This is a genomic window from Agromyces seonyuensis, from assembly GCF_009789225.1.
In the GTDB taxonomy this organism is placed as follows: Bacteria; Actinomycetota; Actinomycetes; order Actinomycetales; family Microbacteriaceae; genus Agromyces; species Agromyces seonyuensis.
In genome coordinates this window covers 21,417-47,273 of record NZ_WSTA01000016.1, presented here as the reverse complement: position 1 = coordinate 47,273, position 25,857 = coordinate 21,417, and the positions used below count along the sequence as shown (strand labels likewise).

The following is a 25,857-nucleotide window of genomic DNA, read 5'->3' as shown; positions in this document are numbered from 1 at the left end:
GTGAGCCAACCAGCGGTTCGTTTCCCGCCGGTTTCCGACACGCGACATGCGGGGGTCGGTGCCTCCGGTCGTCGCCGCCGCACCGGTCGGGAACGGGGCTCCCGCCCCGAGACCGGAACGGAACGGCCTCGGGAGCGGACGCCGGCGCTACTCGGCCGGCCGGCCGGCCCGTCGGGTCAGGCGCAGAGGGCGTCGAGCGCGTCGAGCACGACCGGCGAGACCGCGTCCGCGCTGAGGTCGGGCAGGCTCGCGTCGTCGCCCTTGCTCGTGTTGAAGGACGAGACGAAGGACGGCGTGAACCCGGTCTCGAACGCGGCGGGGTCGCTGCAGCCCGCTTCGAGCCCGGTGACGACCGTGTCGACGATCGACGTGACGACCTCCTCGAACGCGGGGTCCGAGTACCCCCAGGCGGTGAAACCGTCGATGAGGATCTGCCGAGCCGCGGCCTCGCCGCCCGACGCCGTCTCCCCGCCGGTCTCCTCGACCGGGGCGGCGTCCTCCTCGACCGGCGCGGCGCTCGCGACATCGTCGTTCGCGCTCTGGGCGGCCTCGACGACCTCGTCGACGACGGCGGAGCAGCCGGTCAGCGCGAACGCGAGCACGCCCGCTGCGGCGACCGCCGCGAGACGGCGCACGCTCGAGCGGGCGGGTGCGGAACGGAGAGTGGAGATGCCGAGCATGGGACGTCGCCTTTCGGGGTCGCACGACGACGTGCGATCGCACGCGGCCTGCGGGTGGGGTCGGTGGCCGGGGCGGCCACCGGAGCCGGTTCGGGTCCGGCACAGACGAAGCATAGCCAGCGCCGAGGCGTTGCCCGACGCCGGTCCCGGGCAGCCGGGAGGCGCACGGAAATAGTTAGCGAGGCTAATGAGCTACGCTAAGGATCATGTCGAAATCCATCGCCGAGCAGGGTGCCGAGACGCGCATCGCGGTCTTCCGCCTCGCGCGGCGCCTGCGCGCCCAGAAGTCCGTCGACGACATGAGCGACGGGCAGTTCGCGGTGCTCGCGGTGCTGAACCTGCACGGCACGCAGACCCTCACGAGCCTCGCCGAGCACGAGAAGGTGTCGGCGCCCTCGATGAATCGCACGGTCGACTGCCTCGAGGAGTCCGGCTGGCTGGCCCGCACGGCCGACGAGCGCGACCGGCGGAAGATGAACATCGACCTGACCGACGCCGGCCGCGCCGTCGTGAAGGCGACCGTGTCGCGGCGCGACGCCTGGCTCACGGAGCGGCTCCGCGCACTGCCGAAGGAGGATCGCGAGATCCTCGCCCGCGCCACCGAGATCATGCGGGGGATCACCGCCGAATGAGTTCCATGTTCCGCTCCCTCGCGGTCCGCGACTACCGCATCTGGTTCGTCGGGGCGCTCGTCTCGAACATCGGCGCATGGATGCAGTCGACCGCGCAGAACTGGGTCGTGCTGACCGAGCTCAGCGACACGGATGCCCTCGCCGTCGGCATCACGATGGCCCTCCAGTTCGCCCCGCCGCTGCTGCTCGTGCCGATCACCGGGCTCATCGCCGACCGCTTCGACCGCCGCAAGATCCTCATCGCCACGCAGTCGGCGCTCGCGCTGCTCGGCCTCGGCCTCGGTCTCCTGCTGCTGCTCGGCCACGCCGAGCTCTGGCACCTCTACCTGTTCGCGCTCGCGCTCGGCATCGTGAACGCCGTCGACACCCCGGCCCGGCAGACGTTCGTCGCCGACCTCGTCTCCTCCACCGACATGTCGAACGCCGTCGCCCTGAACTCGGCGTCCTTCAACGCCGCCCGCATGATCGGACCGGCGCTCGCGGGCTTCCTCATCGTGCTCGTGGGCTCGGGGTGGGTGTTCGTCGTCAACGCGTTCACGTTCCTCGCGGTGCTCGGCGCGCTCTGGGCGCTGCGCCACCTCACCGTCCCGCGCGTCGCCGAACGCAAGGCCCCCGGCGGCCAGTTCATCGCCGGCTTCACCTACGCCATGCGACGGCCCGACCTCGTCGTCGTCTTCGTGATCGTGTTCCTCGTCGGCGCGTTCGGCATGAACTTCCCGATCTTCTCCTCGACGATGGCGGTCGCCTTCGGCCGAGGCGCGGGCGAGTACGGCGTGCTCAACTCGATCCTCGCGATCGGCTCCCTCACCGGCGCCCTGCTCGCCGCCCGCCGCGAGCGCGCCCGCCTTCGGGTCGTCATCATCGCCGCCGGCGGCTTCGGCCTCGCGGCCGCGTTCAGCGCGCTCATGCCGACCTACTGGACGTTCGCCGCCTCCCTCGTGCTCATCGGCCTCTCCGCGGTGACGATGCTCACAACGGCGAACGGCTACGTGCAGACGACGACCGAGCCGGCGCTCCGCGGCCGCGTCATGGCGATCTACATGGCGATCCTCATGGGCGGCACGCCGCTCGGCGCACCGCTCGTCGGCGCCGTGGCCGACGCCTGGGGCCCGCGCTGGGCGCTCGGGGTCGGCGCCGCATCGGGCATCCTCGCCGGCATCGTCGGCCTCGTCTGGCTCGTCGCCGCCCGCGGGATGCGTTTGGAGCGCGAGCGCGTCGAGGGCCGCCGGCTTTCCCGCGTGCGCCTCGCCTTCGACGACGCCCCCACCGCATCGCTCGCGGCGATCACCGCCGAGCAGCCCGTCGTCGTGGCCGCGCCGAAGCGGGAGCGGATGCCGGCGGCGGCGCCCGACCGCGTCGAGCCCGCCCACGAGCGCGTCCCGGAGGGCGAGGCGCCCGCCCGGCGCAGCCTGCCGGTGCCGGCCGACGAGCTCGTGCCCGAGGATTTCTCCGAGGAGCTCGCCCTCACGACGCCGATCTCCCTCCCGAAGCGGGCCGAGCGCACCGACTGACGACGCGCGGCGGGCGGCGCCGATCCAGGGCTCGGTGCCCGGACCCCCGGCGCCCCGGAACCGAACGTGCTTGACAGTTAGAATTCTAACTATTAGAGTTCTAACTATGAGTTCGAACACGGAGCGCCTCGTCTCCTTGATCCGGCTCATCTCGTTCTCGCAGCGGGATGCGGCGGACCAGTGGGTCAAAGGCACGGGCCTGACGCCCCAGCAGTCGTTCGCGCTCAACTTCATCCAGATGAACCAGGAGCACGGCGTGATCGCCCGCGAGATCGCCGACATCACCGGCACGACGCCGGCGAGCGTGACGAGCCTGCTCAAGGGGCTCGAGGAGCGCGGGCTCATCGAGCGCACGCCCTCCCCCACGGACTCCCGCGCGAAGGTCATCCGGGCGAGCGCGAAGGGCCTCGGCCTCACCGACGGCTTCGCCGAAGCGCTCATCGAATCGCAACGACGGCTCTTCGCCGTGCTCGACGACGATGAGCAGGCCCAGCTCGTGGCGCTGCTCGAACGGGTCGCCGTCCAGATCGACGTCCCCGAGGACGAACGACGACGAGGCGGCGCTCCTGAACGCGAAGGCCACCGCCCGAGCTGATACCCGGCTCACCGAGCCTCGCATCGCCCCCAGCCTCCGACCGCCGAAGCGGTCGGCCACGCCCTTCCCGATACCGCACGACGTCAGCACGTCCGCGGCGCCCGCACGACGCTCCCGCGCGCTCCAGCACGGGGACCGCGTTGCGATCACACCTGCCTTCGGACGCCTCAGCGCGCCCCCGCACCACCCCGGAGGTCACCATGACCGACACCGCACCCGCACCCGCACCCGCTCCTGAAGCGGGCGGCGCCACCGCACCAGATCCCACGAGCGCGGCGGCCGCCAAGGACCGCGCCTACCTCGCGACGACGCCGATCTGGCGTTCGCTCGTCCACCTCTGCATCCCGATGATCGCCGGGCTCTCCGTCGGGAGCGTCTACAACATCATCAACGGGGCGTTCATCGGCTCGCTCGGCTCGACGCCGATGCTCGCCGCGATCACCCTGTCGCTGCCCGTCTTCGCGCTCGTCATGGCGATCGGCAACATGTTCGGCGTGGGCGGCGGGACCTACGCGACCCGGCTGCTCGGCTCCCTCGAGGAGCCGGACGCCGACCACGCCGCCGTGCACGCCCGCATCCGCCAGGTCTCGGCCTTCACCCTCTGGGGCGGCGTCGCGGCGGGCATCCTCGTCGCCGTGCTCGGTCTCGTCTTCGCGACGCCGCTCGCCCTCGCGGTCGGCGCGAGCGGCGCGGCGCTCGCCCCGACGTCCGCCTACATCGGCGCACTCGCGGTCTTCGCGCCCGCCGTCATCGCCGCGCTCGCCCTCGAGCAGCTCGTCCGGGCCCAGGGGGCGGCCCTCTCGTCGATGACGGGCATCATCATCTCGACCGTCGCGAACCTGGTCTTCGACGTGGTCTTCATCCTGCTGCTCGGCCTGGGCGTGCTCGGCGCCGGCATCGCGGTCGGCCTCGCGAACCTCGTGATGGTCGGGTACTACGCCTGGTGGCTCGGCCGTCGGAGCACGACCGTCTCGCTCGCGCCCGCCGACGTCTCGCTCGACCGCGACCTCGTGAGGACCGTCTTCGGCGTCGGAGTCTCGGAGCTGCTCATGGCCGCGTTCCTCGTCGTGACGACGCTCGTCATGAACTGGGTCGCCGTGGCCTACGGCGACGCGCTCCTCGCGGCGATGGGGGTCGCGCTCCGCGTCTCGCAGCTCTCCGAGATGATCTGCATGGGCGTGTTCATGGGGGTCATCCCGTTGCTGGCCTTCGCCTTCGGCGCCCGCGATCGCGCCCGGCTCGGCGCCGCGATCCGCGGGGCGGCACTGGCCATCGCCGGGGCGGTCGCGATCTTCTCCACGATCGTGTTCCTCTTTCGCGACGAGGTCTTCGCGCTGTTCTCCTCCGACCCGGCGGTGGTCGAGGACGGCACCCGCATCCTCACGGCGATGCTCGTGGCGACGCTCTTCAACGGGTTCACCGGACTCGTCATCGCGGTCTTCCAGGCCACCGAACAGATGCGCAACGCCACGATCATGTCGATCGCGCAGGGCGTGCTGTTCATCCCGATCGTGCTCGGCGGCAGCGCCCTGTTCGGCCTCACGGGGGTGATCTGGGCGATGACCGCGACCGAGCTGCTCGTCTTCCTGCTCGCTCTCGCGCTCGTCATCGCCTCCCGTCGCGCGCTCGAGGCGGCACCGCCGACGACGGCCGACGAACCCGCCGAGGGGATCGGCACCCTCGATGCCGGCGACGACGTGCCGGCTCGGGCGTCCTGATCCCGTCGACGCCCGGGGGCGCTTCGGCTCCCGGCGCCGGCTCAGTGCCCGTGCGCGAGCTGCTGGAGCGCGATGACGGCGAAGCCGATGGCGACCAGGATGCCCATCGCGAGCAGCTGCTTCCACCACGCGAGCCGCGTGCGGCGCACGGCGAACCACGCGATGACCGCGAGGGTCGCGACGTAGACGATCGCGGCGATGCGCAGTGCCGGCTCGAGCCCCAGCACCCCGACCCAGGCGAGCAGCAGCAGGATGAGCGGGATCGACGCCGACGCGAGGGCCGAGCCCGAGACCCGGAGCATCCCGACGAACTCGGCGCCGTCCGGGAAGCCCGCGTGCACCGCGAGGTGGGCGATGACGTCGGCGGCGAAGCCGGCGAGGGTGATCGCGAGGATGCCGACGGCGAGCGTCCCGAACGCGCCCTCCGGGCTCAGATGCTCGACGCTCGCGCGCAGCACGAGCACGATCGCGAGTCCGGTGAACGTCGCGTAGACGCGCTCCTTGAGGGCGTCGACGACGTGGGTCGGGTCGTCCTCGTGCCGATCGCGACGGCGGGTCGCACGTCCCCGGAGGCGTCCCGCCTCCTGCTCGCTCGAGGCATCCATGCCCGCAACGCTACGCCCGGGTCCCCGGGCGACGGGCGGGCGACGTCGAGCACGACGGCGCCCGCCCGTGCCGGATCAGGCCGTGCGAGACGCCGCGTCGAGGGCCGCGAGCTCGCCGGCGGTGAGGTCGACGCGCAGCGACGCGAGGAGTGCGGGAAGCTGCTCGATCGTGCGGGCGCTCGCGATGGGCGCGGCGATCGTCGGCTGGCGGCGCAGCCAGGCGAGCGAGACGGCCGCGACCGGCACGCGCTGGGCGGCCGCGATCTCGTCGAGGGCCGCGAGCACGCGGTCGCCGCCGCGCTCCAGGTAGCCGACCGCGGCGGCGGCCCGGGGGCTCGCGCCCTCGACCGCGGCGTCCTCGGCCGAGCGGTACTTGCCGGCGAGGAAGCCCTTCGCGAGCCCGAAGTACGGGAACACGGCGAGGCCGTGGCGCTCGGCGCGCTCGCGCAGCGGACCTTCGAAGCCGCGCTCGAGCAGGTTGTAGTGCGGCTGCAGCGCCACCGGGCGGTGCAGGCCGAGCGCGTCCACGACCGAGAACCAGTCGTCGATGCGCTCGGGCGAGTAGTTCGAGATGCCGATCTCGGCGATCTTGCCCGCGTCGACGAGTTCGGAGAACGCGCCGGCCGTGTCGGCGAGCGGCACGGACTCGTCGTCGAAGTGGGCGTAGTAGAGATCGATGCGCTCGACGCCGAGGCGCGCGAGCGACTCGTCGACGGCGGCGCGGATGTTCTCGGGCGAGAGCCCGGCGCGGTCGGGCTTGGTGCTCACCTTCGTCGCGACGACGACGTCCTCGCGGTTGCCGCGGGCCGCGATCCACTCGCCGATGATCGCCTCCGACTCGCCACCGGTGTGGCCCGGCACCCAGTGCGAGTAGCCGTCGGCGGTGTCGATGAAGTTCCCGCCGCCCGCGGTGAAGGCGTCGAGCACGGCGAACGAGGCGTCGCGGTCGGCGGTCCAGCCGAAGACGTTGCCGCCGAGGGCGAGCGGGGCGATCTCGAGGGCGGATGCGCCGAAGCGGACGCGATCGGTCGATGCGGCGAGGTCGGTCATGCGGACTCCTTCGTGCGGGGGACGCCGCCGGGTACGGGCGACGCTCTCTATCAAACCGCCTCCCGCTGCGAGCATTCCCGGAGCCCGGCTCGCTGCGGCCATGATCCGCGGCGAACCGGCGGTCGGCGCCCGCACGCCGTAGGCTCGGAGCATTCATCGATGGGAGGCTCAGTGCCCCAGCCCGCCGAACCGCGCGTCGCGCTCTACTTCGACTTCGACAACATCGTCATCTCGCGATACGACCAGCTCCATGGCGACCTGGCGTACCGGAAGGACACCGGTCGACGCGCGACGCCGACCCCCCGCACCGCCGAGCGGCTCGCGGAGGCGACCGTCGACCTCGACGCCGTGCTCGACTTCGCGACCACCTTCGGCACGATCGCGACGGCCCGCGCCTACGCGGACTGGTCGACGCCCGTGAACGCGAGCTACCGCGGCCAGCTCATCTCCCGCGCGGTCGACCTCGTGCAGCTCTTCCCGTTGTCGGCGACGAAGAACGGCGCCGACATCCGACTCGCCGTCGACGCCGTCGAAGACCTGTTCCGACTGCCCGACCTCACCCACGTCGTCATCGTCGCGGGCGACTCGGACTACGTCGCCCTCGCGCAGAAGTGCAAGCGCCTCGGCCGGTACGTCGTCGGGATCGGCGTCGCCGGCGGCACGAGCCGCGCCCTCGCCGCCGCGTGCGACGAGTTCGCCGACTACGACGCGCTGCTCACGAGCGACGCCGACGACGAACTCGGCGAGGGCGAGCAGAGCGCTCCCGCCACGCCCCCGCCCGCGCCGCGCGGGCGACGTCGACGGGGCGCCGCACCGGCCGAGGATGCCGCCGCCGAGCAGCCTTCCGCCGACGCGCCCACTGCGGAGTCGTCCGCCGCGGAGTCGTCCGCCGAACCGGCTGCGCCGTCGGTCGCGTCCACGGCGACGAAGGATGCACCGGCCCGGGCCAAGTCCACGCCGAGGCGGGCCAGGGGCGGCGGGAAGTCCGAACCGGCCTCGACCCCCGAGACGCCCGCGGCCGAGCCCGAGGCAGCCGCCGCGGCGCCGAGCGTCCCCGCGGGCACGCTGTTCCTCGCGCCGGTCGCGCCGGGCGCCGCCAAGTCCGCCGCCGCGGAACCCCCGACCGCGACCCGCAACCCGGGCCGCCTGCTCCGACGGGCCCTCGAGCTGCTGCGGGCGAAGAACGACCAGGAGTGGCAGTCCTCCGGCGCGGTCAAGGCGCAGATGCAGCGCATGGACCCAGGCTTCCAGGAGCGTGCGCTCGGCTTCGCGAGCTTCACCGACTTCCTGGAGTCGCGCGGCGCCGTCGTCGAACTGGACGGCACCGAGCAGAACCGCGTGCGCATCCGGCCGCCGAAGCACTGACCCGACCCCCGCTCGTGCCCGGGGCGGCCGGCTCCGGCCGCACCGGTCAGCTGCGACCGCGCTCGTCGGCTCCCGGGCCGTAGATGATGATGCCCGCGATCGGCACGAGCAGGAAGAAGACCCAGGACCAGCCCCAGCCGCCGGCCCAGCCGACGAGGAAGAACAGCGCGAGCGCGACGAACGGGACGAGCGCCATGATCGTCGCGCCGACGGCGCCGCCGAGGGCACGGGAGTTCCGCGCCGGTGGCTTCCACGGCTCGTGGCGCGACGACTCGGACGGCTCCGACGGCAGATCGGTGAAGAGGGGTGCGAGGTCGCCGCGGACGACGGCGTTGCGGGCCTGCGCGGCGCGCTTGGCGTACTCGGCCCCGTCGAGCCGCCCGGCCAACCGCGCGTCGTCGAGGCGCTTGACGGCCTGCGCGCGCTCGGCGTCGCTGAGCCGGAGGCTGCTCGTGGCGGGATCGGCGTAGTCGCTCATCCCCCCAGAGTGCCCGAGCACCGACGGTGTGGGAACCCCTTCCCGCCGCGCGGTGTGGTCTGACCACATCTGGTACGGTGTGGTCCGACCACATGCCGGGCGACCGGCCGACGACGACGACGGGAGCGCGCGTGAGCGAGCGGGCCTGGGAGCTCGTGCTCCAGCACGTCGAGTCCGCGATGCTCGCGGGCGACCTCGCCGTCGGCGACCGCCTCCCCGGCGAGCGCGCCCTCTCCGCCGACCTCGGCGTCGGGCGCTCGAGTGTGCGCGAGGCGCTCCGCGCCCTCGAAGTGCTCGGGCTGGTGCGCACCGCGACCGGGTCCGGGCCGAGCGCGGGCGCCTTCATCACCGCCACGCCGCAGGGCGGGATGAGCGCGCTCATGCGGCTCCAGGTCGCCGCGCGCGGCTTCCCCGTCGCCGACGTCGTCGCGACTCGGCTCCTGCTCGAGCGCACCGTCGCCGAACGCCTCGCCGAACGGAACGCCGCGGCGTCGCCCGAGGCATCCGGGCCGGTCGGGACCGGCGACGACCCCCTCGCCGACGCCCGTCGGCTCCTCGACGCGATGGACGCCCCCGGGCTCCCCGCGGCCGATTTCATCGGGCTCGACGCCGCGTTCCACCTCGCCCTCGCGGTCGCCGCAGGCAACGAGGTGGTCGCCGCGACGATGGCCGGGCTGCGCAGCGGCATCGAGCGCTACACGATCGCCGGCGCCGAGGCCGTCGCGGACTGGCCGCGCATGGCCGCGCGCCTGCGCGCCGAGCACCGAGCGGTTCTCGACGCGATCGACGCGGGCGACCCCGCTCTCGCCGGCGCGCGCATCCACGAGCACATCTCCCGCTACCACGCCGACACCGCCGTCCCCGCGACGCGCGGCACCCGGCCCTGAACGATCGACCGACCGACCGACACGAAAGGCCCCCGAATGGTCCAGCGACAGTTCCCGAACCCGAAAGAGCTCGCCCAGCTCATGCGGTTCAAGGCGCCCACCATGAACCCGACCGACCGCCGCCTCGAGCACGCGCTGACGATCGCGGACCTGCGCAGGATCGCCCACCGCCGCACCCCGAAGGCCGCGTTCGAGTACACCGAGGGCGCCGCCGAGGGCGAGATCTCGCTCGCCCGCGCCCGCCAGGCGTTCCAGGACATCGAGTTCCACCCCGGCATCCTGCGCAATGTCGCCGACGTCGACACGTCGCGCGAGGCGCTCGGCGGACCGAGCGCGTTCCCGTTCGCGATCGCCCCGACCGGCTTCACCCGCCTGATGCAGACCGAGGGCGAGATCGCCGGCGCCGGCGCGGCCGGCGCCGCAGGCATCCCCTTCACGCTCTCGACGCTCGGCACGACGTCGATCGAGAACGTGCGGGCCGCGAACCCCGACGGCCGGCTGTGGTTCCAGCTCTACGTCATGCGCGAGCGCGAGCGCTCGTACGAGCTCGTGCGCCGCGCCGCCGCCGCGGGCTTCGACACCCTGCACTTCACCGTCGACACCCCCGTCGCCGGTGCGCGCTTGCGCGACAAGCGCAACGGCTTCTCGATCCCGCCGCAGCTCACGCCGAAGACGGTCCTCAACGCCATCCCGCGGCCCGCCTGGTGGATCAACTTCCTCACCACCGAGCCGTTGACGTTCGCCTCGCTCTCCTCCACCGGCGGCACCGTCGGCGAGCTGCTCGATTCGGCGATGGACCCGACGATCTCCTTCGACGACCTCGAGATCATCCGCGGGATGTGGCCCGGCAAGCTCGTCGTGAAGGGCGTGCAGACCCTCGCCGACGCGAAGATCCTCGCCGGCCTCGGCGTCGACGGCATCGTGCTCTCCAACCACGGCGGACGCCAGCTCGATCGCGCGCCCGTCCCGTTCGAGCTGCTGCCCGAGGTCGCCCGCGAGGTCGGCGGCGACACCGAGGTGCTCGTCGACACCGGCATCATGTCGGGCGCCGACATCGTCGCCGCCGTCGCGCTCGGCGCGAAGTCGACCATGGTGGGCCGCGCCTACCTCTACGGCCTCATGGCCGGCGGCCGCCGCGGCGTCGACAAGACGATCGAGATCCTCTCGAACGAGATCGTCCGCACGATGAAGCTGCTCGAGGTGCGCACCCTCGACGAACTCGGCCCGCAGCACGTCACGCAACTCTCGCGCTTCACGCGCGTCCGGCCCGCCGTCGCCGCGCAGGCCGAGGCGATCGCCGAGGCGAAACCGCGCACGGTCCGCGCGCCGCGCACGACGGCTGCGGCGAAGCCGACGACGGCGCGGGCGGCCAAGACGGCCGCGGCGACCGCCGCTCCGGCCAAGACGGTCGCGGCGAAGTCCGCCACTGCGAAGACCGCAGCCAGGACCACAGCCTCCTCGGCGCCCGGGCGCACCGCGACGAAGTCGACGAAGCCGGCCGTCGCGAAGGCGACCGCGCCGGATGCCGCCGCCCCCGACGCCGACTGATCCCGCGCACTCGACGGGCCGGCCGGGCTTCCGCCCGACCGGCCCGTCGGCGTCTCAGTCCCGGATTCGCTCGAACTCCGACACGACGACCCCGCTGCGGTACGCCGTCGTCCCGACCTCGTCGAATCGCTCGGGCGCATACGGCCGCGATCCGAAGAGCGGGATGCCCGACCCGAACAGCAGGGGTTGGCGTTTCAGCACGAGCCGGTCGATCTCGCCGGCGAGGGTCGCGGCGAGCGCGCCGCCGCCGCACAGCCAGATCGCGGCGCCTTCTTCGGCTTTCAGCCGGCGGACCACCTCCACCGGGTTCTCGGCGCTCGCTTCGACCTCGTCGGATTCCACGGCGTGCGACCCCGTGAAGACGAGTTGCCGCAGGTGCCGGTACGGACTCACGACCCCGTGCGGCAGGCCGACCGCATACGTGTTCCAGCCCATGAGCACGGTGTCGACGACCGAGCGGTTCTGAGCGATCCCGAGGTGCTCGGCGACGGCCGTCGGGATCGTGTCGGCCCAGTCGGCATTGATGCCGTCCATATGGTCGCCTTCGACGAGGAAGGCGTCGAACTCGCCGTGCGGTCCGGCGATGAAGCCGTCGAGGCTGACGGCGACGTAGTACACGAGTTCTCGCATCGGTTCCTCCTGAATCACAACATCTGTAGTGATTGCGAAACTACCGCAGCTGTAGTGGTTCGCGCTACCCTCGAGTCCACGACCGGCGACGACCGAGGAGGCAGAATGGCGAAGAACGAGGTCCGACGGCGCGCGATCGCGGATGCGGGGCTCCTCGTACTGGCCCGGGACGGTTCCCGCGGGCTCACCCACCGTGCGGTCGACCAGGCCGCGGGCGTGCCCGTCGGCACCACCGCGAACTACTTCCGCAGCCGCGACGCCCTGGTCGCCGGACTCGTCGAGCGCATCGGCGAACGACTCATGCCGACCGCCGCCGACCTCGAACGCCGGGCGAACGCCGAACCCGGCCCCGCGCTCTTCGCCGACTACCTCCGCGACATCGTGCGCCGCCTCAGCGACGAACGCGAGGTGACGCTCGCCCTCTTCGAACTCCGCCTCGAGTCATCCCGACGTCCCGACCTCGAGGCGGTGCTCGGCGCCTGGCAACGCGCCGGCTTCGACGCCGACGTCGAGTTCAACGTCGCCGCGGGTCTGCCCGGCGGCCGGCGGGAGGTCGCGCTCTTCCACTACGCGATCGACGGTCTGCTGCTGGACCGCCTGACGAGCCCCATCGACCCCGGCACGACGACCGACGAGATCGTCGACGACCTCGTCGCGGGTCTGCTCCCCCGCACTGCCGCACGCTGACGCGCGGTCCGAGTCATCCGTCCGCACTCGTTCCCCCGGCGCCGCCGACCCGCTACGGTCGAGGCATCCATCGTCAGTCGGGGGAGGTCGAGGATGACGCTGCAGCACGATCCCGGCGCGAGCAGCGCCGACGCCCCTGACGCACCGGCACGTGCCGCCGAGCCGCTCCCGCCGGCACCCGGCCGGGCGGCTGCGGTGCCCGACGGGTTCCCGGTCGACGCGTTCCAGGAGGACCCGGAGAACGTCGTGGTGACCGCACCGGCGGGTTCGCTCCGCGGGCGGCGCCGGGCCGACGGCACGATCACGTTCTTCGGCATCCCGTTCGCCGAGGCGCCCGTCGGCATGCTGCGCTTCCAACCCCCGATGCCGAGGGCCCGCTGGTCCGGCATCCGCGAGGCCCGCTTCCACGGCGCCACGCCGCTCCGCGCCGAGCTGCCCGGCACCTTCATCCCCGAACCGGCGATCCCCGGCGACGACGTCCTCAACGTCGACGTCTTCACGCCCTCGACCGATCCCGCGGCCGCGTTGCCGGTGCTCGTGTTCTTCCACGGCGGCGGCTTCACCGCGGGCTCCCCGGCGAGCCCCTGGTACGACGGCGGCGCGTTCAACCGCGACGGCGTCGTCACGGTCAACGTCTCGTACCGGCTCGGGCTCGACGGCTTCGGCTGGATCGAGGACGCCCCGGCGAACCGCGCCGTGCTGGACTGGCTGCTCGCGCTGGAGTGGGTGCAGGGCAACATCCGCGCGTTCGGCGGCGACCCCTCGCGCGTGACGATCGCCGGGCAGTCGGCCGGCGCGGCCGCCGTGCTGACGTTGCTCGGGATGCCGCGCGCCCGCGGGCTGTTCCGCGCCGCCTGGTCGATGTCGGGGCTCGACGCGGGCGTCGCGCCGGAACGCGCCGAACGCATCGGACGGGCGCTCGCCGCCCTCGGCGGAGTCGAGCCGACCGTCGCCGGATTCTCGTCGCTCAGCCCCGAGCGCATCGCCAAGCTCGAGACGGAAGCCGCGGCCGGCGGCCTCAAGCCCACGGCCGCAACCCGGGAGCTGCTCGACGACGGCCCCGGGTTCGCGCCGACGATCGACGGCGACCTCATCCCCCACGGCATCCTCGAAGCGGCGCGGCGCGGTCTCGGCGCCGGAATCCCGCTCGTGCTCACCGCCACCGACGACGAGTTCGCCAAGCTCTTCGACGCGCACCGCGGCGCGCTCCGATTCCTCCCGAAATCGTGGATGCTCCGCCGGCTCGGCATCCCGCGGCGTCGGCGGCGCGACTGGGTGGCCGACAACGCCGGCCTGCGCGGCGGCACGGCGGGGTGGGCGGGGCGCTACGTGAGCGACCGGGTGTTCCGCGCCTTCGCGCTCGAACTCGCCGAGGTGCGCGGACCCGCCAAGACGTGGCTCGCCCGCTTCGCGTGGCGCTCCCGCGCGCAGCGCAAGCGGGCGGTGCACTGCTCCGACCTGCCGTTCTTCTTCGACCGTCTCGCTGCGGACGGGGTCGCCGCGGCGCTCGGCCCGAACCCGCCCACGATGCTCGCCGGTGCGCTGCACGCCGATGCGGTCGCATTCGTGCACCAGCTCGATCCGGGTTGGCCGAAGTACTCCCCCCGCAACGCCGAGGTCGAGGTGTTCGACGCCCCGCTGCCGGAGACGGTGCACGACGGGTTCGGCTCGGTCCGCGCGCTCACCTGAGCCGTTCCGCTGAGGGCGGCCGCAGGCTCCGCGACTCGGTCGGAGGCCGCTCTCGACAGCACGGTGACGGGGCCTCATTGCTTCCGCCCGTATCCTGCATCGGTGGGTACCCGACGTTCGCACCTCCACCTCGCCGTGCTTGCAGCCGCACTCCTCTTCGGAGCGACCGGCTGCGCGGCGTCGACCGCGAGCGCGGAGATGATGCTGACTCCGGCCCCGTCGACCGCCGGACCGACGACGGCCGCGCCCACGTCCCGGGCCGAAGCGGACTCGTATGCCGCTGAGCAGCAGGACGTGCTCGTCGTCGGCGACTCGTACTCCGCCGGCTACGGGCTCGGCGCCGACGACCGTCCCTGGCAGGACATCGTCGCCGAACGGTTGGGTTGGGACCTGGACGTCGACGCCGTCGGCGGAACCGGGTTCGTCAAGGACACGGGCACCGACGGCAGCACCGCGGCGAGCTATCGCGAGCGGCTCCGCCACCTCTCCCTCGACCAGGCGCCCGACGTCGTCGTGCTGCAGGGCGGCCTCAATGACTATCCGTACGACGCCGACCTCGTCGCGATGGCCGTCGAGGCCACGGTCGAGACCGCGAAAGCCCAGTGGCCCGACGCTCGCGTCGTGGTGTTCGGCCCGGTCGCCCCGAGCGTCCAGGAAGGCCCCCGGATGTCCCGGCTCCGTGATCCGATCCGCACGGCCGCGCTCGCGGCGGGTGCCGACTACGTCGGCCCGACCGACGCCGACCGCTGGATCGACGCCGACCTCGACGCCGCGGTGGCCTTCGACGCCCTGCACCTGAACGAGGAGGGGCACCGCCTGCTCGCTCGGCGCTTCATCGCCGAGTGGCAGCGCGAGGGGCTCAGCTCGTCCGCTGCAGCTCCGAGCGCTTCGACGGACGGGTGAGCGGCTCGCCGTTCTTGATCCGTCGCGCGAAGCCGTGCACCGGCCGCTCGACGAGGTGGAAGAACCCCCACGCGACCAGCAGGGCGAGCGGGACGCCGATGAGCAGCGGGGCGTAGGAGTTCTCGGTGAAGAAGGCCATGGCGATGACGATCGGCTCGTGCACGAGGTAGAGGCTGAACGAGATCAGCCCGAGCCACGCCAGTGGGCGCCACGCCAAGAAGCGCGACAGCGGCGGCCACCAGGCGGCCAGCACGACGAGCGTGGTGACGCCGAGCAGCGCCAGCGGGTGGGCGATCGGGATCAGCCACTCGTCCGGCACGCGACCGAGCAGGAGCCAGTGCGAGACCGTCGCCAGCAACGCGGCGACGAGTAGCGCGAGCGGGAGCACGATCCCACGGAAGGCTCCGACGGCCTTCGACTGCTCCGGTCGGAGCTGCGCGAGGGCGACGCCGATCGCGAACATCGGCAGGTACTGCAGCGCAGGATGCGGCGCCACGGCGCCGACCGTCGACAGCGTGATGCTCACGACGACGACGATCCAGGGACGCAGCTTCACGGCGACCGCGACGAACGCCGCCAGCAGCAGGGAGAAGATGATCTCCCATTGCAACGACCAGAACGGGCTCACGACCCGCGAGACGCCGCTGACGAGGAAGAGATCGGAGATGACGGAGGTCGGGCCGTACGCGTCGGGGCGGGCTTCGAGCCAGGGGCTGGCCTGCGGTTCGGTGCGAGGCACGAGCGCGATGGTCACCGCGGCGAACACGACCGCGGCGGCGACCGGCAGGTAGAGCCGCACGAGACGAGACGGGACGTAGCGGAACCAGTCGAAGCGCGGCGACTGAGCGGACTTCGCGAGCACGAACCCCGAGAGCACGAAGAAGAGGTAGACGGCTTCGGTGCCGGCCCACAGCAGGTGCACGGGGGTGAGGGTGATGAGTTCCACGAGTCGGCCCTCGACAGGGCGGCCGTAGTACGGCGCCGCGAACGCCGGCACGGTCAGGAGCGCGTGGTGGACGGCCACGACGAGCGCCGCGACCCCGCGGAGCCCGTCGAGCCCGGCGAAGCGCGAAGAAGCGGCGGGCATAGCGGGTCCTTCGTCCGAAACCTGGGGGGATGCATAGCCTAACCCGGGGCCGGCGCACAGGCCGACACGGCAGCCGGCCGCGGAACCCGACTGCCGTGCGACCCCGCGCTGTGCCACACTGAGCCAATGAGCTCGGGGGACTCGATCAGCGACGTTTCCGCACCCATCGCGACACTCGACGATGTGCGTCGGGCCGAGGCGCGCCGGCTGCTGACGCACCTGGCGATCGCCGGGCCGGCGACGCGCACCGGACTCGCCGAGGCGAGCGGGCTGTCCCGGCAGCGCGTGTCGGCGCTCGTGCCGATCCTCGAGGCGACCGGCCTCGTCGAGACGGTCTCGGGCAGCCGCGACGTGTCCCTCGTCGGACGCCACGGCCGGCTCGTGACGATCGTGCTCGGGTCGATGACGGCCGTGGCGACGGTCGCGGGCCTCGACGGCGATGAACATTCCCGCTTCGTAGAGCCGTACGGCGATCCCGGCGACTACGACCACGTCCTCGACGTCGTGGCGACCGTGCTCCGCCGCGCGCTCGGTCAGGTCGACCGCGAGGACGGCACCATCGCCGACGTCGTCCTGGTGGTGCCGGCGACCGTCGCGGGCGAGCCGCAGCTCGTGGTGTCGGACACGGCGTTCGGCTGGGGCACCGTCGACGTGCTCGCCGGGCTCCGCGAGCGGCTCGACTTCCTCGGCTCCCTCGTCGCCATGCTGCCCGGCGAGATCCGGCTCGAGACGGCGGGGCGCGCCGCGGGCCTCGCGGAGCGCGAGAATCTTCCGCAGGTCGAGGACCTGCTCTACATCGGCGACCACGGCGGCATCTCCAGCGCGATCATCGCGCGCGGCCGGCTCGTCGACGGCGGGCACGGCCTCGCGGGCGATCTCGCCCACCTCCCCATCGACTACGACGGCATCCGCTGCGGCTGCGGTCAGCGCGGCTGCCTCACGACCGTCGCCGGACCCGACGCGATCCTGGAGCGCGCCGGTCTCGCGGACGTCGCCCTCGAGTTCGGCCGGGAGGCCGCGCTCGACGAGTTCGTCGCCCTCGTGCACGCGGGCGACGACCGGGCGAAGTGGGCGTGGCTCGACGCCTCGATGTGGATCGGGCGCGCGCTGCAGTTGCTCGCCATGACCCTCGACCCGTCGGCGATCGTGCTCGGCGGCGCCTGGGGGCGGCTGCGCGAGGACATCGTGCGCGGCTTCAACGCGAACCGGCCGGTGCTGGCCGGGGCGTCGCTCGAAGACATCCCGCCGATCCTCGTCGCCGAGTCCGGCCCCGAGGGCGTGTTCGTCGGCGCACGGGCGGATGCGCGCGGTCGCGTGCTCGAAGAGCGCCTCACCGGCGTCTTCGGCTGACGCCCCGCGCGGCATCCCGGGCCGGCTCGGGCATCCTCGAGCGGATGCCGCGAGGCATCCTCGTCAGTTCCCCCGACGGCTCAGCGAACGCCCTGCATGAGCTTCAGCACGGGCTTCGTCACGAGCAGCAGGAGCACGCCGAGCACCACGGCGATGCCGCCGATGATCGAGAAGTACGCCACCTCGTCCTCAGCGTTGTAGAACTGGGCGAGCCAGCCGGAGATCGAGGTCCCGAGCGCGACCGAGAGGAAGAACAGCGCCACCATCTGCGTGTGGAAGCGCTCGGGTGCGAGCTTCGTCGTGACCGAGAGACCGACGGGCGAGACGAGCAGTTCGGCGATCGTGAAGACGAGCAGGATGCCCACCATCGCGATGAGCGGCGTCGAGTTCGGTCCGCCGCCCGCGAACGGGAGGAACAGGAAGAACGCCAGGCCCATGATGACGGTGCCGATGCCGAACTTCACGGGCGTCGACGGCTGTCGTGAGCCGAGCTTCGTCCAGAGCGCCGCGAACACGCCCGACAGGATGATGATGAACACCGGGTTGATGGACTGCACCCAGTCCGGCGGCATCTCCCAGCCGAAGATCTCGCGGTCCAGGCGGCTCTCCGCGTAGACGGGCACGACGGTGAACTGCTGCTGGTAGAGCGACCAGAACGCCACGCTCGTGATGAACAGCGGGATGAAACCGAAGACGCGCGAACGCTCGATCTTCGTGATCGCCTTCGACGTGAGGATGACCGCGAAGTAGGCGATCGCGGCGACGACGGTGACGAGGGCGACGACGGCGGAGAGGTTGCCCGCCGTGATGACGCCGGTGAAGACGAGCACGAGGATGACGGCGATGCCGGCGAGGGCGATGCCGATGAACAGCCCGTAGCGCGAGCGCGGCAACGGGTTCGGAATGACGGATGCCTCGGGCGGCAGTGCCTTGCGACCGAAGGAGTACTGCAGCAGACCGAGCGCCATGCCGATGGCGGCGGCGCCGAACGCCCAGTGGAAGCCGACGTTGACGCGGAGGAAGCCCGTGATGATCGGGCCGAAGAACGCGCCGAGGTTGATGCCGAGGTAGAACAGCGAGAAGCCGGCGTCGCGTCGCGTGTCGTCGGGCGCGTAGAGCGTGCCGACCACCGAGGTGGCATTGGCCTTGAGCCCGCCGCTGCCGACGGCGACGAGGATGAGGCCCGAGATCACGCCGCCGAAGCCGGGGATGATCGCGAGGGCGATGTGTCCGAGCATGATCACGATCGCGCTGTAGAACAGGGTGCGTTCCGAGCCGAGCACGCGGTCGGCGATCCACGCGCCGAGGATGGTCGAGAGGTAGACCGATCCGCCGTAGGCGCCGATGATGCCGACCGCGGTCGCCTGCGGAAGTCCCAGCCCGCCCTCGGCGATCGAGAAGTAGAGGTAGTAGGTCATCACGACCTGCATGCCGTAGAAGCTGAACCGCTCCCACGCCTCCACCCCGAAGATGTGCACGAGCGACCACGGCTGGCCGAAGAACGTGCGATGGTGCTCGCCGCTCACCGCCGTGCCCTGACCGGTCTGCCCCGACTGCCCCGCTGCCGACCCGCTCGACTCCGGCGCTTCGCCCGGCGTCGACGGTCCCCCCGAACCGCTCATGGGGTGGAGCCTAGCGGGCACCGTGGCGGGCGTCACGGGCCGCCGCTCGCCCGCCGCTAGGTTGGGCGGGTGAACGCGCACCGGAGCATCCTCGATCTCGTCTATCTCGAGCGCGAGGGGTTCCGTCCGCTCAGCCTCGACCTGCACCTGCCGGCCGCGCCTCCGGCCGAGACGGGCGGGCGGCACCCGCTCGTCGTGTTCATGCACGGCGGCGGGTGGCAGTGGGGCGACCGCCGCGGGTTCGGCGCACCGCCCGAAGACGGGTTCGCCCGCATCGCCGCCGCCGGGTTCGCGGTCGCGTCGGTCGATTACCGGCTGAGCGGCGAGGCGCGCTTCCCGGCCCAGCTCGATGACGTCTCGGCGGCGATCGACCGGCTGCGGGCGGACGCCGACGTGCACAGCCTCGACCCCGACCGAATCGTGCTCTGGGGCGAGTCGGCGGGCGGCACGATCTCCGCCCTGCTCGGCCTCGGGGCGGGCATCCGGGAGCGCGGCGTCGTCGGCGTCGTCGACTGGTACGGCCCGCACGACCTCGAGGCGCTCACGCGCGCCCGCGGGATCTTCGACGACCCCGAATCGGCCGAGGCGCGCTGGATCGGCGGCGCCGTGTCGGCGATGCCCGAGGCCGCTCGTGCGGCGAGCCCGGTGGACCACGTCCACCCGGACGCGCCGCCGTTCCACCTGGCCGCCGGCGACCGCGACGTGCCGGTGCCGCTCGCACAGTCCGAGTCGTTCGCCGAAGCGCTCCGTCGCGCCGGGGTGGACGTCGAGTTCGACGTCCACCCCGGCGCCGGCCACCGGTGGCGCGAGGCCGGGCCCGAGGTCGCCGAGCTGGCCCTGGCGCGCGCGCTCGCCTTCGCGAGCCGGGTGACGGCTCGAACGCCGGTCCCGTAGCGACGAGCCGCCCGCCGGTCTCGATACTGCCCTCGCCGGTCGAGTAGCGACGAAGGAGCGTATCGAGACCTCGTGAGCCGGTCTCGATTCGCTCGCTGCGCTCCCTACTCGACCGACGGGGAACGTCGCCCTCGATGCTGCCCCCGCCGGTCGAGTAGCGACGAAGGAGCGTATCGAGACCTCGTGAGCCGGTCTCGATACGCCCGCTGCGCTCCCTACTCGACCGACGGGGCGAGCGCCGCCTCGAGCCGGTCGATCGCCCAGTCGAGGTCGGCCGCCTCGATGACGATGGGCGGCGCGAGCCGCACCGTCTGCCCGTGGGTGTCCTTCGCGAGGATGCCGTCGGCGAGCAGCCGCTCGCAGACCTCGCGGGCCGTCGCGACGGCGGGGTCGATGTCGATGCCCGCCCAGAGCCCCGCGGTGCGGACCGCGGTCACGCCGTGGCCGACGAGCGCGTCGAGCCGGGTGCGCAACCGCTCGCCGAGCATGCGGGCGCGCTCCTGCATCTCCCCCTCGGCGAGGAGCTCGACGACCTCGTGGCCGACGGCCGCCGCGAGCGGGTTGCCGCCGAACGTCGAACCGTGCTCGCCGGGGCGCAGCACGCCGAGCACGTCGGCATTCCCCACGACCGCGGAGACCGGCACGATGCCGCCGCCGAGCGCCTTGCCGAGCAGGTAGAGGTCGGGCACGACGCCGACCCGGTCGCACGCGAAGGTCGCGCCGGTCCGGCCGAGGCCCGACTGGATCTCGTCGGCGACGAGCAGCACGCGGTGCTCGTCGCAGAGTTCGCGCAGCCGCGGCAGGAATTCGGCGGGCGGAACGACGACGCCGGCCTCGCCCTGGATCGGCTCGACGAGCACCGCGACCGTGTCGGCGTCGATCGCGGCCTCGACCGCGGCCGCGTCGCCGTAGGGCACCGTGCGGAAGCCCGGCGTGTAGGGGCCGAAGCCGTCGCGGGCGTCGGGGTCGTCGCTGAAGGAGACGATCGTGGTCGTGCGGCCGTGGAAGTTGCCCGCCATCACGATGATGTTCGCGCGGCCCTCGGGCACGCCCTTGACGCGGTAGCCCCACGCACGGGCGACCTTGATGCCGGACTCGACGGCCTCGGCGCCCGTGTTCATCGGCAGGACCATGTCCTTGCCGGCGAGCTCGGCGAGCGCCGACGCGAACGGCCCGAGGCGGTCGTTGCGGAACGCGCGGCTCGTGAGGGTGAGGCGGTCGAGCTGCGCCCGCGCCACGGCGAGCAGGCGCTCGTTGCCGTGGCCGAAGTTCACCGCGCTGTACGCGGCGAGGCAGTCGAGGTAGCGGCGGCCGTCGACGTCGAACACCCAGGCGCCCTCGCCCCGGTCGATGACGACCGGCAGCGGGTGGTAGTTGTGCGCGAGCGAGGCATCCTCGACCGCGATCGCCGCTCGCGTGGCGTCGGTCTCGGCGGGCAGGGCGGTGTCGAGGTTCATCGGAGCTCCAGGGTGCAGCACTTGACGCCGCCGCCGCCGAGCAGGAGCTCGGACAGGTCGACGCCGATCGGACGGTAGCCGGCGGCCTCCAGCTGGGCCGCGAAGCCGGTCGCCTGCGCGGCGATCACGATGTCGCGGCCGTTGCCGAACGCGTTGAGGCCGAACACCGCGGCATCCTCCTCGGCGACGATGATCGCGTCGGGGTAGCGCTCGGCGAGCACGGTCCGGGATGCCTCGTCGAAAGCGCTCGGGAGGTAGGCGATGTGCTCGCGGCCCGGCGTCGGGTCGAGCACGGCGAGCGCGGTGTCGAGGTGGTAGAAGCTCGGGTCGACGAGCCGGAGCGGCACGACCTCACGACCGAAGAGCTCCGCGATCTCGTCGTGGGAGCTCGCGTCGCTGCGGAAGCCGTGACCGGCGAGGATCGCGTCGCCGACGAGGAGGAAGTCGCCCTCGCCCTCGTTCGTCTCGACGGCGGCGTGCATCCGGTAGCCGAGCTCGCCGAGGCGCTCGAGGTAGGCGGGGCCTTCGTCGGCGCGCTCGGGGTGGGCGAACTTCGCGCCGTAGGCGATGCCGTCGAGCACGAAGCCGCCGTTGGCCGCGTAGACCATGTCGGGCGTGTGCTCGAGGGGCTCGATGTACTCGATCTCGAACCCGAGCTGCTCGTAGGCCTCGACGAGGGTCCGCCACTGGGCGAGTGCGCGCTCGGTGTCGGTCGGCCGGTCGGGATGCATCCACGGGTTGATCGAGTAGCGCACGGTGAAGCGCTCGGGGCGGCACATCAGGATGCGGCGGGGGCTCGGCGTACGGCCTTCGGCGGGGCGGGCGGTCGGCTGGGTCAGCGTCATGTCGACTCCTGGCTGGTCGGCTGCGATGCAGCGGCTGGGGCGGACCAGGTCGCTCGGATTCGAGCCTCACCACGTGAGACGCCGCTTCCAGTGTGCGCGCAACAGCCGCGCTTTCGTTTCGCATCACGCGCAGCATCCGTGCGTTCTCGCTCTTTGACTGCAATGTTCGGCGCGTCGATCGCTCGCCGGGCGCACCGCCCGGTGGGTTGCAGGGCTGCCTCCCGCGCTGCTGGCGCACCATCCGCGCAGCGGGGCCGCCGATGGGGCAGGATGACGATCACCTGCCGCGAGGACGCAGAACGTCGGTGCACCCTGCCGCGAACGGCCGTTCCCCGTCCTCGTACGATTGCGCCGAACCGAACGGAGCCGCATGTCCGACCGCCCGAACCCGGACCCCGACGCCGACGCCGTTCCCGCGGAGCCCGCGGAGCCGGATCCGGCTCATCGTCGCGAGCTCGAGCGGGTCGCGTGGGGCAGCGACGCCGACGACGCCGAGCGCGACGCGGCCCGTGCCGAACTCGCGGCGCTGGCCGCCCCGCGCCGCGACCTCGTGACGACGCGTGGCGTCCCGTTCCCCCACGAGTTCGACGAACCGGGTGCCGGTCGGACGTACTCCGCCGCGGAGCCCGACGACGTGCCTGCTGAGGAACCGCCGAACCGGGGACGAGCCGTCGGCTTCGCGCTGCTCTCGGTCGTCGCGGCGCTCGCCGTCGTCGCGGTCTCGGTCTCCCTGCTCGTCCGCGACGACGAGACCACCGTCGCGGTGACCGATGCACCGAGCCCCGCGGCTTCACCACCCGCGAGCGAGCCGGAGCCGATCGCCCTGGACGTCTTCGTCCGCCAGCAGATCCCCGCCGATCTCCCCGACGCGTCGCGCGACCTCGCCGCGGTCGGCGAGATGGATGCCGCCACCCTCCGCCTGCTCTCGGCGGACGGCGAGCTCGCGGCGTATGCGGGCAGATCCGCGACGATCGATGCGGCGAGCGCCGACTCGATCTGCCTCATCGTGGTGAGCGACACCGCGGCCGGGACGAACTGCTGGCCCGACACGCCCACGTTCCTCGACGCCGGCCGCATCGACGTCTACTGGGACGACGGCAGCGGCGTCACCGGCGCCACGTGGAAGGTCGACGGCTCGGTCGAATTCTCCCACCGCGACGGCTGAGCGAGCAGCCCGTCCACCCCGCTCTGGCGGCCGCGCGCCTCCAGGGCCACGCTGATGCGTGCGGCGCCCGAGCCGGAGGGGATGCAGGATGGCGAGGATGCCCGACGACGAATCGGACGAACCGGAGCCGGAGCTCGGGTCGACGGATCGACGCGACCTCGAACGGCTCGCGTGGGGGTCGGGCACGGAGGACGCGCTCCGCGCCGCCGCCCGTGCCGAACTCCGGCGACGCGACGACACGACCCCCGAGGCGACGGACGACGTCGCGACGACCCGCGTCTCGGCCGAGTCGGAGGGCGAGGAGCCGTTCGGCGAACGCCCCGCCGCGGTCCGCACCCCCGACGTCTTCGGCGACCCGCTGCTGCTGCAGACCGGCGATGCTCGGGCGGAGGAGCCCGCAGGAGGAGTCCGCCGACGGCGCATCCTGATCGGCGCGGTCGCCGTCGCGGCCGGCTTCGCCGTGGTCGCCGGGGCGTCGTTCTTCAGCCGGGCCGAGGACGGCGCCGGGGGCGAGGACGCCGGCGTCGCCGTCGAACTCGGGCCGGATGACCTCGCCGGCGCCGCAGCGGAGACCGACGAGACGGTGGATCCGAGGTCGAGCGAGCGACCGGCGCAGACGACCCGCGCCCTCAACGTCTTCGCTCGCGAGCAGACCGACGATGACGTGCCCGCGGATCCGCCGCCGGCCCTGGAGCCGGCGAGCTTCCGCCTGCTCTACACCGACCCGAGCGGGTGGACGGGCTACGTCGCCATGCGTCGCACCGAACTCTGCCTCATGGTGCGCACGCCCGAGGGCTCCGACTTCTTCACGTGCGCGCAGAGCATCGGCGAGTTCCTCGACGACGGTGCGCTGCGGCTCTCGTTCTCGATCGACGGGCGCCAGACGGATGTCCGCTGGCGACGCGACGGCGCGTTCCACCTCTACGTGCGGAACTGAGCCGCCCGCCGGATCGGCAACGGTTCGCGTCGGTACGCGTCAGTGCGCGTCGCGCCAGCGCAGCCAGAAGCGGACGGGCTCGAGGTCGTAGTCGGGCCCGGAGACGGCGACCGTGAAGAGGCGTGCTCCCAGCTGGTAGAGCTCGTCGGCGCGTTCCGCGTCGCCCTTGCGGCCGAGCTCGCTCGAGATCGTGACCTCGCCAGTGTCGCGGCCGACCTTCTCGCCCCATTGCTTCAGCACGTCGAGCTTGTGCGGCATGTCGTCGGGGCCGACGTAGCTGTGCCAGATGTCGGCGTGCTTCGCGACGAGCTTCAGGGTCTTCTGCTCGCCCTTGCCGCCGATGAGCACCGGGATCCTGCGGGTCGGCGCCGGGTTGAGCTCCGCCCAGCGCGCCTCGATGCGCGGCAGCGACTCGGCGAGCAGGTCGAGTCGAGTGCCGACCGAGCCGAACTCGTAGCCGTACTCGTCGTAGTCCCGCTCGAACCAGCCGGAGCCGGTACCGAAGATGAAGCGGCCCGTGCCGGTGCCCTTCGCCGAGATGTGGTCGAGGGTGCGCGCCATGTCGGCCTGGAGATCGGCGTTGCGGTACCCGTTGCAGTTGACGAGCGTGCCGAACTCGACGCGCTCCGTCTGCTCCGCCCAGGCGCCGAGCATGGTCCACGCCTCGAAGTGCTTGCCGTCCGGATCGCCGGAGAGCGGGAAGAAGTGGTCCCAGTTGAAGACGAGATCGACGCCGAGGTCCTCGGCGCGGAGCACCGCGTCGCGGATCGCGCCGTACTCGGCGTGCTGGGGCTGGAGCTGGACGGCGATGCGGGGCGTGCTGGCCATCCCCCCACCCTAGAACCGGGCCCCGGCGGGTATGCAACCCGCCACGGCAGACGAGGCGCGTCGGGGGCGGATGCGGCGGCGCACGAAGCGTGCGCCCCGGTTTCGCGTTTCCATCACAGGCTGATTGCGAAACGCAGCGTTCACGCGCGAGGTCGGTGTTCGACACAACATCTTCCCTATGCTTCCCGCATGGACAAGCTCGATCGCGCGATCCTCGACCGCCTGCGGCAGAACGCGCGCGCGTCCTACGGCGCCATCGGCACGCAGGTAGGCCTCTCCGCCTCGGCCGTGAAGCGCCGCGTCGACCGCCTCGTCGCCGACGGCGTCATCCGCTCCTTCACGATCCAGGTCGACCCGGCGGTCGACGGCATGGGCACCGAGGCGTGGGTCGAGCTGTTCTGCCGCGGCACGGTCGCGCCCGACGAGCTCCGACGCATCCTGCAGGACGTGCCCGAGGTCGTCTACGCGGGCACGATCACGGGCGACGCCGATGCGGTGCTGCAGATGCGCGCCCGCGACATCTCGACCCTGGAGGACGCGCTCGAACGCGTGCGCATCGCCCCGAACGTCGACCACACGCGCTCCGCGATCGTGCTCTCCCGACTGGTGAACCGCCCCCGCGACTGAACCGCTTTCCTTGACGCGCCGGATGCCTCGTGCGACAATTGCTGCTACAGAACTCGTCCGGGAGGTG

24 protein-coding genes and 1 pseudogene are annotated in these 25,857 nt (G+C 72.5%); 15 read left to right on the top strand and 10 right to left on the bottom strand.

Features of this window, described 5'->3' with window-relative positions:
* Window positions 1–176 precede the first annotated feature (176 nt).
* Complete coding sequence (locus GB864_RS05385; RefSeq protein WP_160423321.1) at window positions 177–680, bottom strand: hypothetical protein; 504 nt, start codon at window positions 678–680, stop codon at window positions 177–179.
* A gap of 206 nt (window positions 681–886) precedes the next feature.
* Here GB864_RS05385 and GB864_RS05380 point away from each other — a divergent pair, with 206 nt between their 5' ends.
* The 4 genes from GB864_RS05380 (at window position 887) to GB864_RS05365 (ending at window position 5,136) form a co-directional block, all read left to right on the top strand.
* A complete protein-coding gene (locus GB864_RS05380; RefSeq protein ID WP_160423320.1) occupies window positions 887–1,312 on the top strand; it encodes a MarR family winged helix-turn-helix transcriptional regulator in 426 nt (141 codons plus the stop codon).
* A 5-nt stretch (window positions 1,313–1,317) separates the two neighbouring features.
* Complete coding sequence (locus tag GB864_RS05375) at window positions 1,318–2,823, top strand: MFS transporter (RefSeq protein ID WP_160423319.1); 1,506 nt, start codon at window positions 1,318–1,320, stop codon at window positions 2,821–2,823.
* A gap of 106 nt (window positions 2,824–2,929) precedes the next feature.
* Window positions 2,930–3,418, top strand: a complete 489-nt coding sequence (locus tag GB864_RS05370) for a MarR family winged helix-turn-helix transcriptional regulator (RefSeq protein WP_160423318.1) — start codon at window positions 2,930–2,932, stop codon at window positions 3,416–3,418.
* 200 nt (window positions 3,419–3,618) lie between these two features.
* Window positions 3,619–5,136, top strand: a complete 1,518-nt coding sequence (locus GB864_RS05365) for an MATE family efflux transporter (RefSeq protein ID WP_160423317.1) — start codon at window positions 3,619–3,621, stop codon at window positions 5,134–5,136.
* Between the two features lie 41 nt (window positions 5,137–5,177).
* Here the strand turns inward: GB864_RS05365 and GB864_RS05360 are convergent, their stop codons facing one another.
* On the bottom strand, window positions 5,178–5,741 hold the full coding sequence (locus GB864_RS05360) for a hypothetical protein (protein ID WP_160423316.1): 564 nt from the start codon (window positions 5,739–5,741) through the stop codon (window positions 5,178–5,180).
* Between the two features lie 75 nt (window positions 5,742–5,816).
* A complete protein-coding gene (locus GB864_RS05355) occupies window positions 5,817–6,791 on the bottom strand; it encodes an aldo/keto reductase (RefSeq protein ID WP_160423315.1) in 975 nt (324 codons plus the stop codon).
* Between the two features lie 159 nt (window positions 6,792–6,950).
* Here GB864_RS05355 and GB864_RS05350 point away from each other — a divergent pair, with 159 nt between their 5' ends.
* Window positions 6,951–8,156, top strand: a complete 1,206-nt coding sequence (locus GB864_RS05350; RefSeq protein WP_160423314.1) for an NYN domain-containing protein — start codon at window positions 6,951–6,953, stop codon at window positions 8,154–8,156.
* Window positions 8,157–8,202: 46 nt separating this feature from the next.
* Here GB864_RS05350 and GB864_RS05345 read toward each other — a convergent pair whose 3' ends face one another.
* Window positions 8,203–8,634 carry a DUF1707 SHOCT-like domain-containing protein gene (locus tag GB864_RS05345; RefSeq protein WP_160423313.1) on the bottom strand — a complete coding sequence of 144 codons (432 nt, stop codon included), beginning with the start codon at window positions 8,632–8,634 and terminating at the stop codon, window positions 8,203–8,205.
* 131 nt (window positions 8,635–8,765) lie between these two features.
* Here GB864_RS05345 and GB864_RS05340 point away from each other — a divergent pair, with 131 nt between their 5' ends.
* Entirely contained in the window at window positions 8,766–9,521 is a 756-nt protein-coding gene (locus tag GB864_RS05340) for a FadR/GntR family transcriptional regulator (protein WP_336603883.1), read from the top strand.
* A 36-nt stretch (window positions 9,522–9,557) separates the two neighbouring features.
* Window positions 9,558–10,772 (top strand): annotated as a pseudogene (locus tag GB864_RS05335) (alpha-hydroxy acid oxidase); the annotation flags it as partial.
* A 351-nt stretch (window positions 10,773–11,123) separates the two neighbouring features.
* On the opposite strand, the gene GB864_RS05330 reads toward GB864_RS05335, so the two are convergent.
* Entirely contained in the window at window positions 11,124–11,699 is a 576-nt protein-coding gene (locus GB864_RS05330; RefSeq protein ID WP_160423310.1) for a dihydrofolate reductase family protein, read from the bottom strand.
* A gap of 105 nt (window positions 11,700–11,804) precedes the next feature.
* Here GB864_RS05330 and GB864_RS05325 point away from each other — a divergent pair, with 105 nt between their 5' ends.
* From GB864_RS05325 to GB864_RS05315, 3 genes are all read left to right on the top strand, one after another.
* Window positions 11,805–12,386: a TetR/AcrR family transcriptional regulator gene (locus tag GB864_RS05325; protein ID WP_160423309.1), complete on the top strand. Its 582-nt coding sequence runs from the start codon at window positions 11,805–11,807 to the stop codon at window positions 12,384–12,386.
* A gap of 93 nt (window positions 12,387–12,479) precedes the next feature.
* A complete protein-coding gene (locus GB864_RS05320) occupies window positions 12,480–14,075 on the top strand; it encodes a carboxylesterase/lipase family protein (RefSeq protein ID WP_160423308.1) in 1,596 nt (531 codons plus the stop codon).
* Window positions 14,076–14,177: 102 nt separating this feature from the next.
* Window positions 14,178–14,978 carry a GDSL-type esterase/lipase family protein gene (locus GB864_RS05315; protein WP_160423307.1) on the top strand — a complete coding sequence of 267 codons (801 nt, stop codon included), beginning with the start codon at window positions 14,178–14,180 and terminating at the stop codon, window positions 14,976–14,978.
* On the opposite strand, the gene GB864_RS05310 is transcribed toward GB864_RS05315, so the two are convergent.
* A complete protein-coding gene (locus GB864_RS05310) occupies window positions 14,935–16,065 on the bottom strand; it encodes an acyltransferase family protein (RefSeq protein ID WP_160423306.1) in 1,131 nt (376 codons plus the stop codon). The two genes, GB864_RS05315 and GB864_RS05310, sit on opposite strands and share 44 nt — an antisense overlap.
* Window positions 16,066–16,191: 126 nt before the next feature.
* Between GB864_RS05310 and GB864_RS05305 the strand changes: the two genes are divergently transcribed.
* Window positions 16,192–17,415 (top strand): ROK family transcriptional regulator, encoded by a 1,224-nt coding sequence (locus GB864_RS05305; RefSeq protein ID WP_160423305.1) that lies wholly within the window; start codon window positions 16,192–16,194, stop codon window positions 17,413–17,415.
* A gap of 80 nt (window positions 17,416–17,495) precedes the next feature.
* On the opposite strand, the gene GB864_RS05300 is transcribed toward GB864_RS05305, so the two are convergent.
* On the bottom strand, window positions 17,496–19,037 hold the full coding sequence (locus GB864_RS05300; RefSeq protein ID WP_160423304.1) for a peptide MFS transporter: 1,542 nt from the start codon (window positions 19,035–19,037) through the stop codon (window positions 17,496–17,498).
* Window positions 19,038–19,106: 69 nt separating this feature from the next.
* On the opposite strand from GB864_RS05300, the gene GB864_RS05295 reads away from it, so the two are divergent.
* A complete protein-coding gene (locus GB864_RS05295) occupies window positions 19,107–19,931 on the top strand; it encodes an alpha/beta hydrolase (RefSeq protein WP_336603882.1) in 825 nt (274 codons plus the stop codon).
* Window positions 19,932–20,146: 215 nt separating this feature from the next.
* On the opposite strand, the gene rocD is transcribed toward GB864_RS05295, so the two are convergent.
* The gene (gene rocD / locus GB864_RS05290; RefSeq protein WP_160423303.1) at window positions 20,147–21,388 is read right to left on the bottom strand and encodes an ornithine--oxo-acid transaminase; all 1,242 of its coding nucleotides are present in this window, start codon (window positions 21,386–21,388) and stop codon (window positions 20,147–20,149) included.
* A complete protein-coding gene (gene ddaH, locus GB864_RS05285; RefSeq protein ID WP_160423302.1) occupies window positions 21,385–22,233 on the bottom strand; it encodes a dimethylargininase in 849 nt (282 codons plus the stop codon). The genes rocD and ddaH overlap by 4 nt, the downstream gene beginning before the upstream one ends.
* A gap of 370 nt (window positions 22,234–22,603) precedes the next feature.
* On the opposite strand from ddaH, the gene GB864_RS05280 reads away from it, so the two are divergent.
* Both GB864_RS05280 and GB864_RS05275 read left to right on the top strand, forming a co-directional pair.
* Window positions 22,604–23,398 (top strand): hypothetical protein, encoded by a 795-nt coding sequence (locus tag GB864_RS05280; RefSeq protein WP_160423301.1) that lies wholly within the window; start codon window positions 22,604–22,606, stop codon window positions 23,396–23,398.
* Window positions 23,399–23,495: 97 nt separating this feature from the next.
* Entirely contained in the window at window positions 23,496–24,335 is an 840-nt protein-coding gene (locus tag GB864_RS05275; protein ID WP_160423300.1) for a hypothetical protein, read from the top strand.
* Window positions 24,336–24,374: 39 nt separating this feature from the next.
* Here GB864_RS05275 and GB864_RS05270 read toward each other — a convergent pair whose 3' ends face one another.
* Window positions 24,375–25,163, bottom strand: a complete 789-nt coding sequence (locus tag GB864_RS05270; RefSeq protein WP_160423299.1) for an LLM class F420-dependent oxidoreductase — start codon at window positions 25,161–25,163, stop codon at window positions 24,375–24,377.
* Between the two features lie 189 nt (window positions 25,164–25,352).
* On the opposite strand from GB864_RS05270, the gene GB864_RS05265 reads away from it, so the two are divergent.
* Window positions 25,353–25,790: an Lrp/AsnC family transcriptional regulator gene (locus GB864_RS05265; RefSeq protein WP_160423298.1), complete on the top strand. Its 438-nt coding sequence runs from the start codon at window positions 25,353–25,355 to the stop codon at window positions 25,788–25,790.
* Window positions 25,791–25,857: the final 67 nt, after the last annotated feature.

What these genes read in the sequence shown, in the direction of transcription:
- GB864_RS05385 (WP_160423321.1), bottom strand. Translation starts at nt 680, where the DNA reads ATGCTCGGCATCTCCACTCTCCGTTCCGCACCCGCCCGCTCGAGCGTG.
- GB864_RS05380 (WP_160423320.1), top strand. Translation starts at nt 887, where the DNA reads ATGTCGAAATCCATCGCCGAGCAGGGTGCCGAGACGCGCATCGCGGTC.
- GB864_RS05375 (WP_160423319.1), top strand. Translation starts at nt 1,318, where the DNA reads ATGTTCCGCTCCCTCGCGGTCCGCGACTACCGCATCTGGTTCGTCGGG.
- GB864_RS05370 (WP_160423318.1), top strand. Translation starts at nt 2,930, where the DNA reads ATGAGTTCGAACACGGAGCGCCTCGTCTCCTTGATCCGGCTCATCTCG.
- GB864_RS05365 (WP_160423317.1), top strand. Translation starts at nt 3,619, where the DNA reads ATGACCGACACCGCACCCGCACCCGCACCCGCTCCTGAAGCGGGCGGC.
- GB864_RS05360 (WP_160423316.1), bottom strand. Translation starts at nt 5,741, where the DNA reads ATGGATGCCTCGAGCGAGCAGGAGGCGGGACGCCTCCGGGGACGTGCG.
- GB864_RS05355 (WP_160423315.1), bottom strand. Translation starts at nt 6,791, where the DNA reads ATGACCGACCTCGCCGCATCGACCGATCGCGTCCGCTTCGGCGCATCC.
- GB864_RS05350 (WP_160423314.1), top strand. Translation starts at nt 6,951, where the DNA reads ATGGGAGGCTCAGTGCCCCAGCCCGCCGAACCGCGCGTCGCGCTCTAC.
- GB864_RS05345 (WP_160423313.1), bottom strand. Translation starts at nt 8,634, where the DNA reads ATGAGCGACTACGCCGATCCCGCCACGAGCAGCCTCCGGCTCAGCGAC.
- GB864_RS05330 (WP_160423310.1), bottom strand. Translation starts at nt 11,699, where the DNA reads ATGCGAGAACTCGTGTACTACGTCGCCGTCAGCCTCGACGGCTTCATC.
- GB864_RS05325 (WP_160423309.1), top strand. Translation starts at nt 11,805, where the DNA reads ATGGCGAAGAACGAGGTCCGACGGCGCGCGATCGCGGATGCGGGGCTC.
- GB864_RS05320 (WP_160423308.1), top strand. Translation starts at nt 12,480, where the DNA reads ATGACGCTGCAGCACGATCCCGGCGCGAGCAGCGCCGACGCCCCTGAC.
- GB864_RS05310 (WP_160423306.1), bottom strand. Translation starts at nt 16,065, where the DNA reads ATGCCCGCCGCTTCTTCGCGCTTCGCCGGGCTCGACGGGCTCCGCGGG.
- GB864_RS05305 (WP_160423305.1), top strand. Translation starts at nt 16,192, where the DNA reads ATGAGCTCGGGGGACTCGATCAGCGACGTTTCCGCACCCATCGCGACA.
- GB864_RS05300 (WP_160423304.1), bottom strand. Translation starts at nt 19,037, where the DNA reads ATGAGCGGTTCGGGGGGACCGTCGACGCCGGGCGAAGCGCCGGAGTCG.
- rocD (WP_160423303.1), bottom strand. Translation starts at nt 21,388, where the DNA reads ATGAACCTCGACACCGCCCTGCCCGCCGAGACCGACGCCACGCGAGCG.
- ddaH (WP_160423302.1), bottom strand. Translation starts at nt 22,233, where the DNA reads ATGACGCTGACCCAGCCGACCGCCCGCCCCGCCGAAGGCCGTACGCCG.
- GB864_RS05280 (WP_160423301.1), top strand. Translation starts at nt 22,604, where the DNA reads ATGTCCGACCGCCCGAACCCGGACCCCGACGCCGACGCCGTTCCCGCG.
- GB864_RS05275 (WP_160423300.1), top strand. Translation starts at nt 23,496, where the DNA reads ATGCCCGACGACGAATCGGACGAACCGGAGCCGGAGCTCGGGTCGACG.
- GB864_RS05270 (WP_160423299.1), bottom strand. Translation starts at nt 25,163, where the DNA reads ATGGCCAGCACGCCCCGCATCGCCGTCCAGCTCCAGCCCCAGCACGCC.
- GB864_RS05265 (WP_160423298.1), top strand. Translation starts at nt 25,353, where the DNA reads ATGGACAAGCTCGATCGCGCGATCCTCGACCGCCTGCGGCAGAACGCG.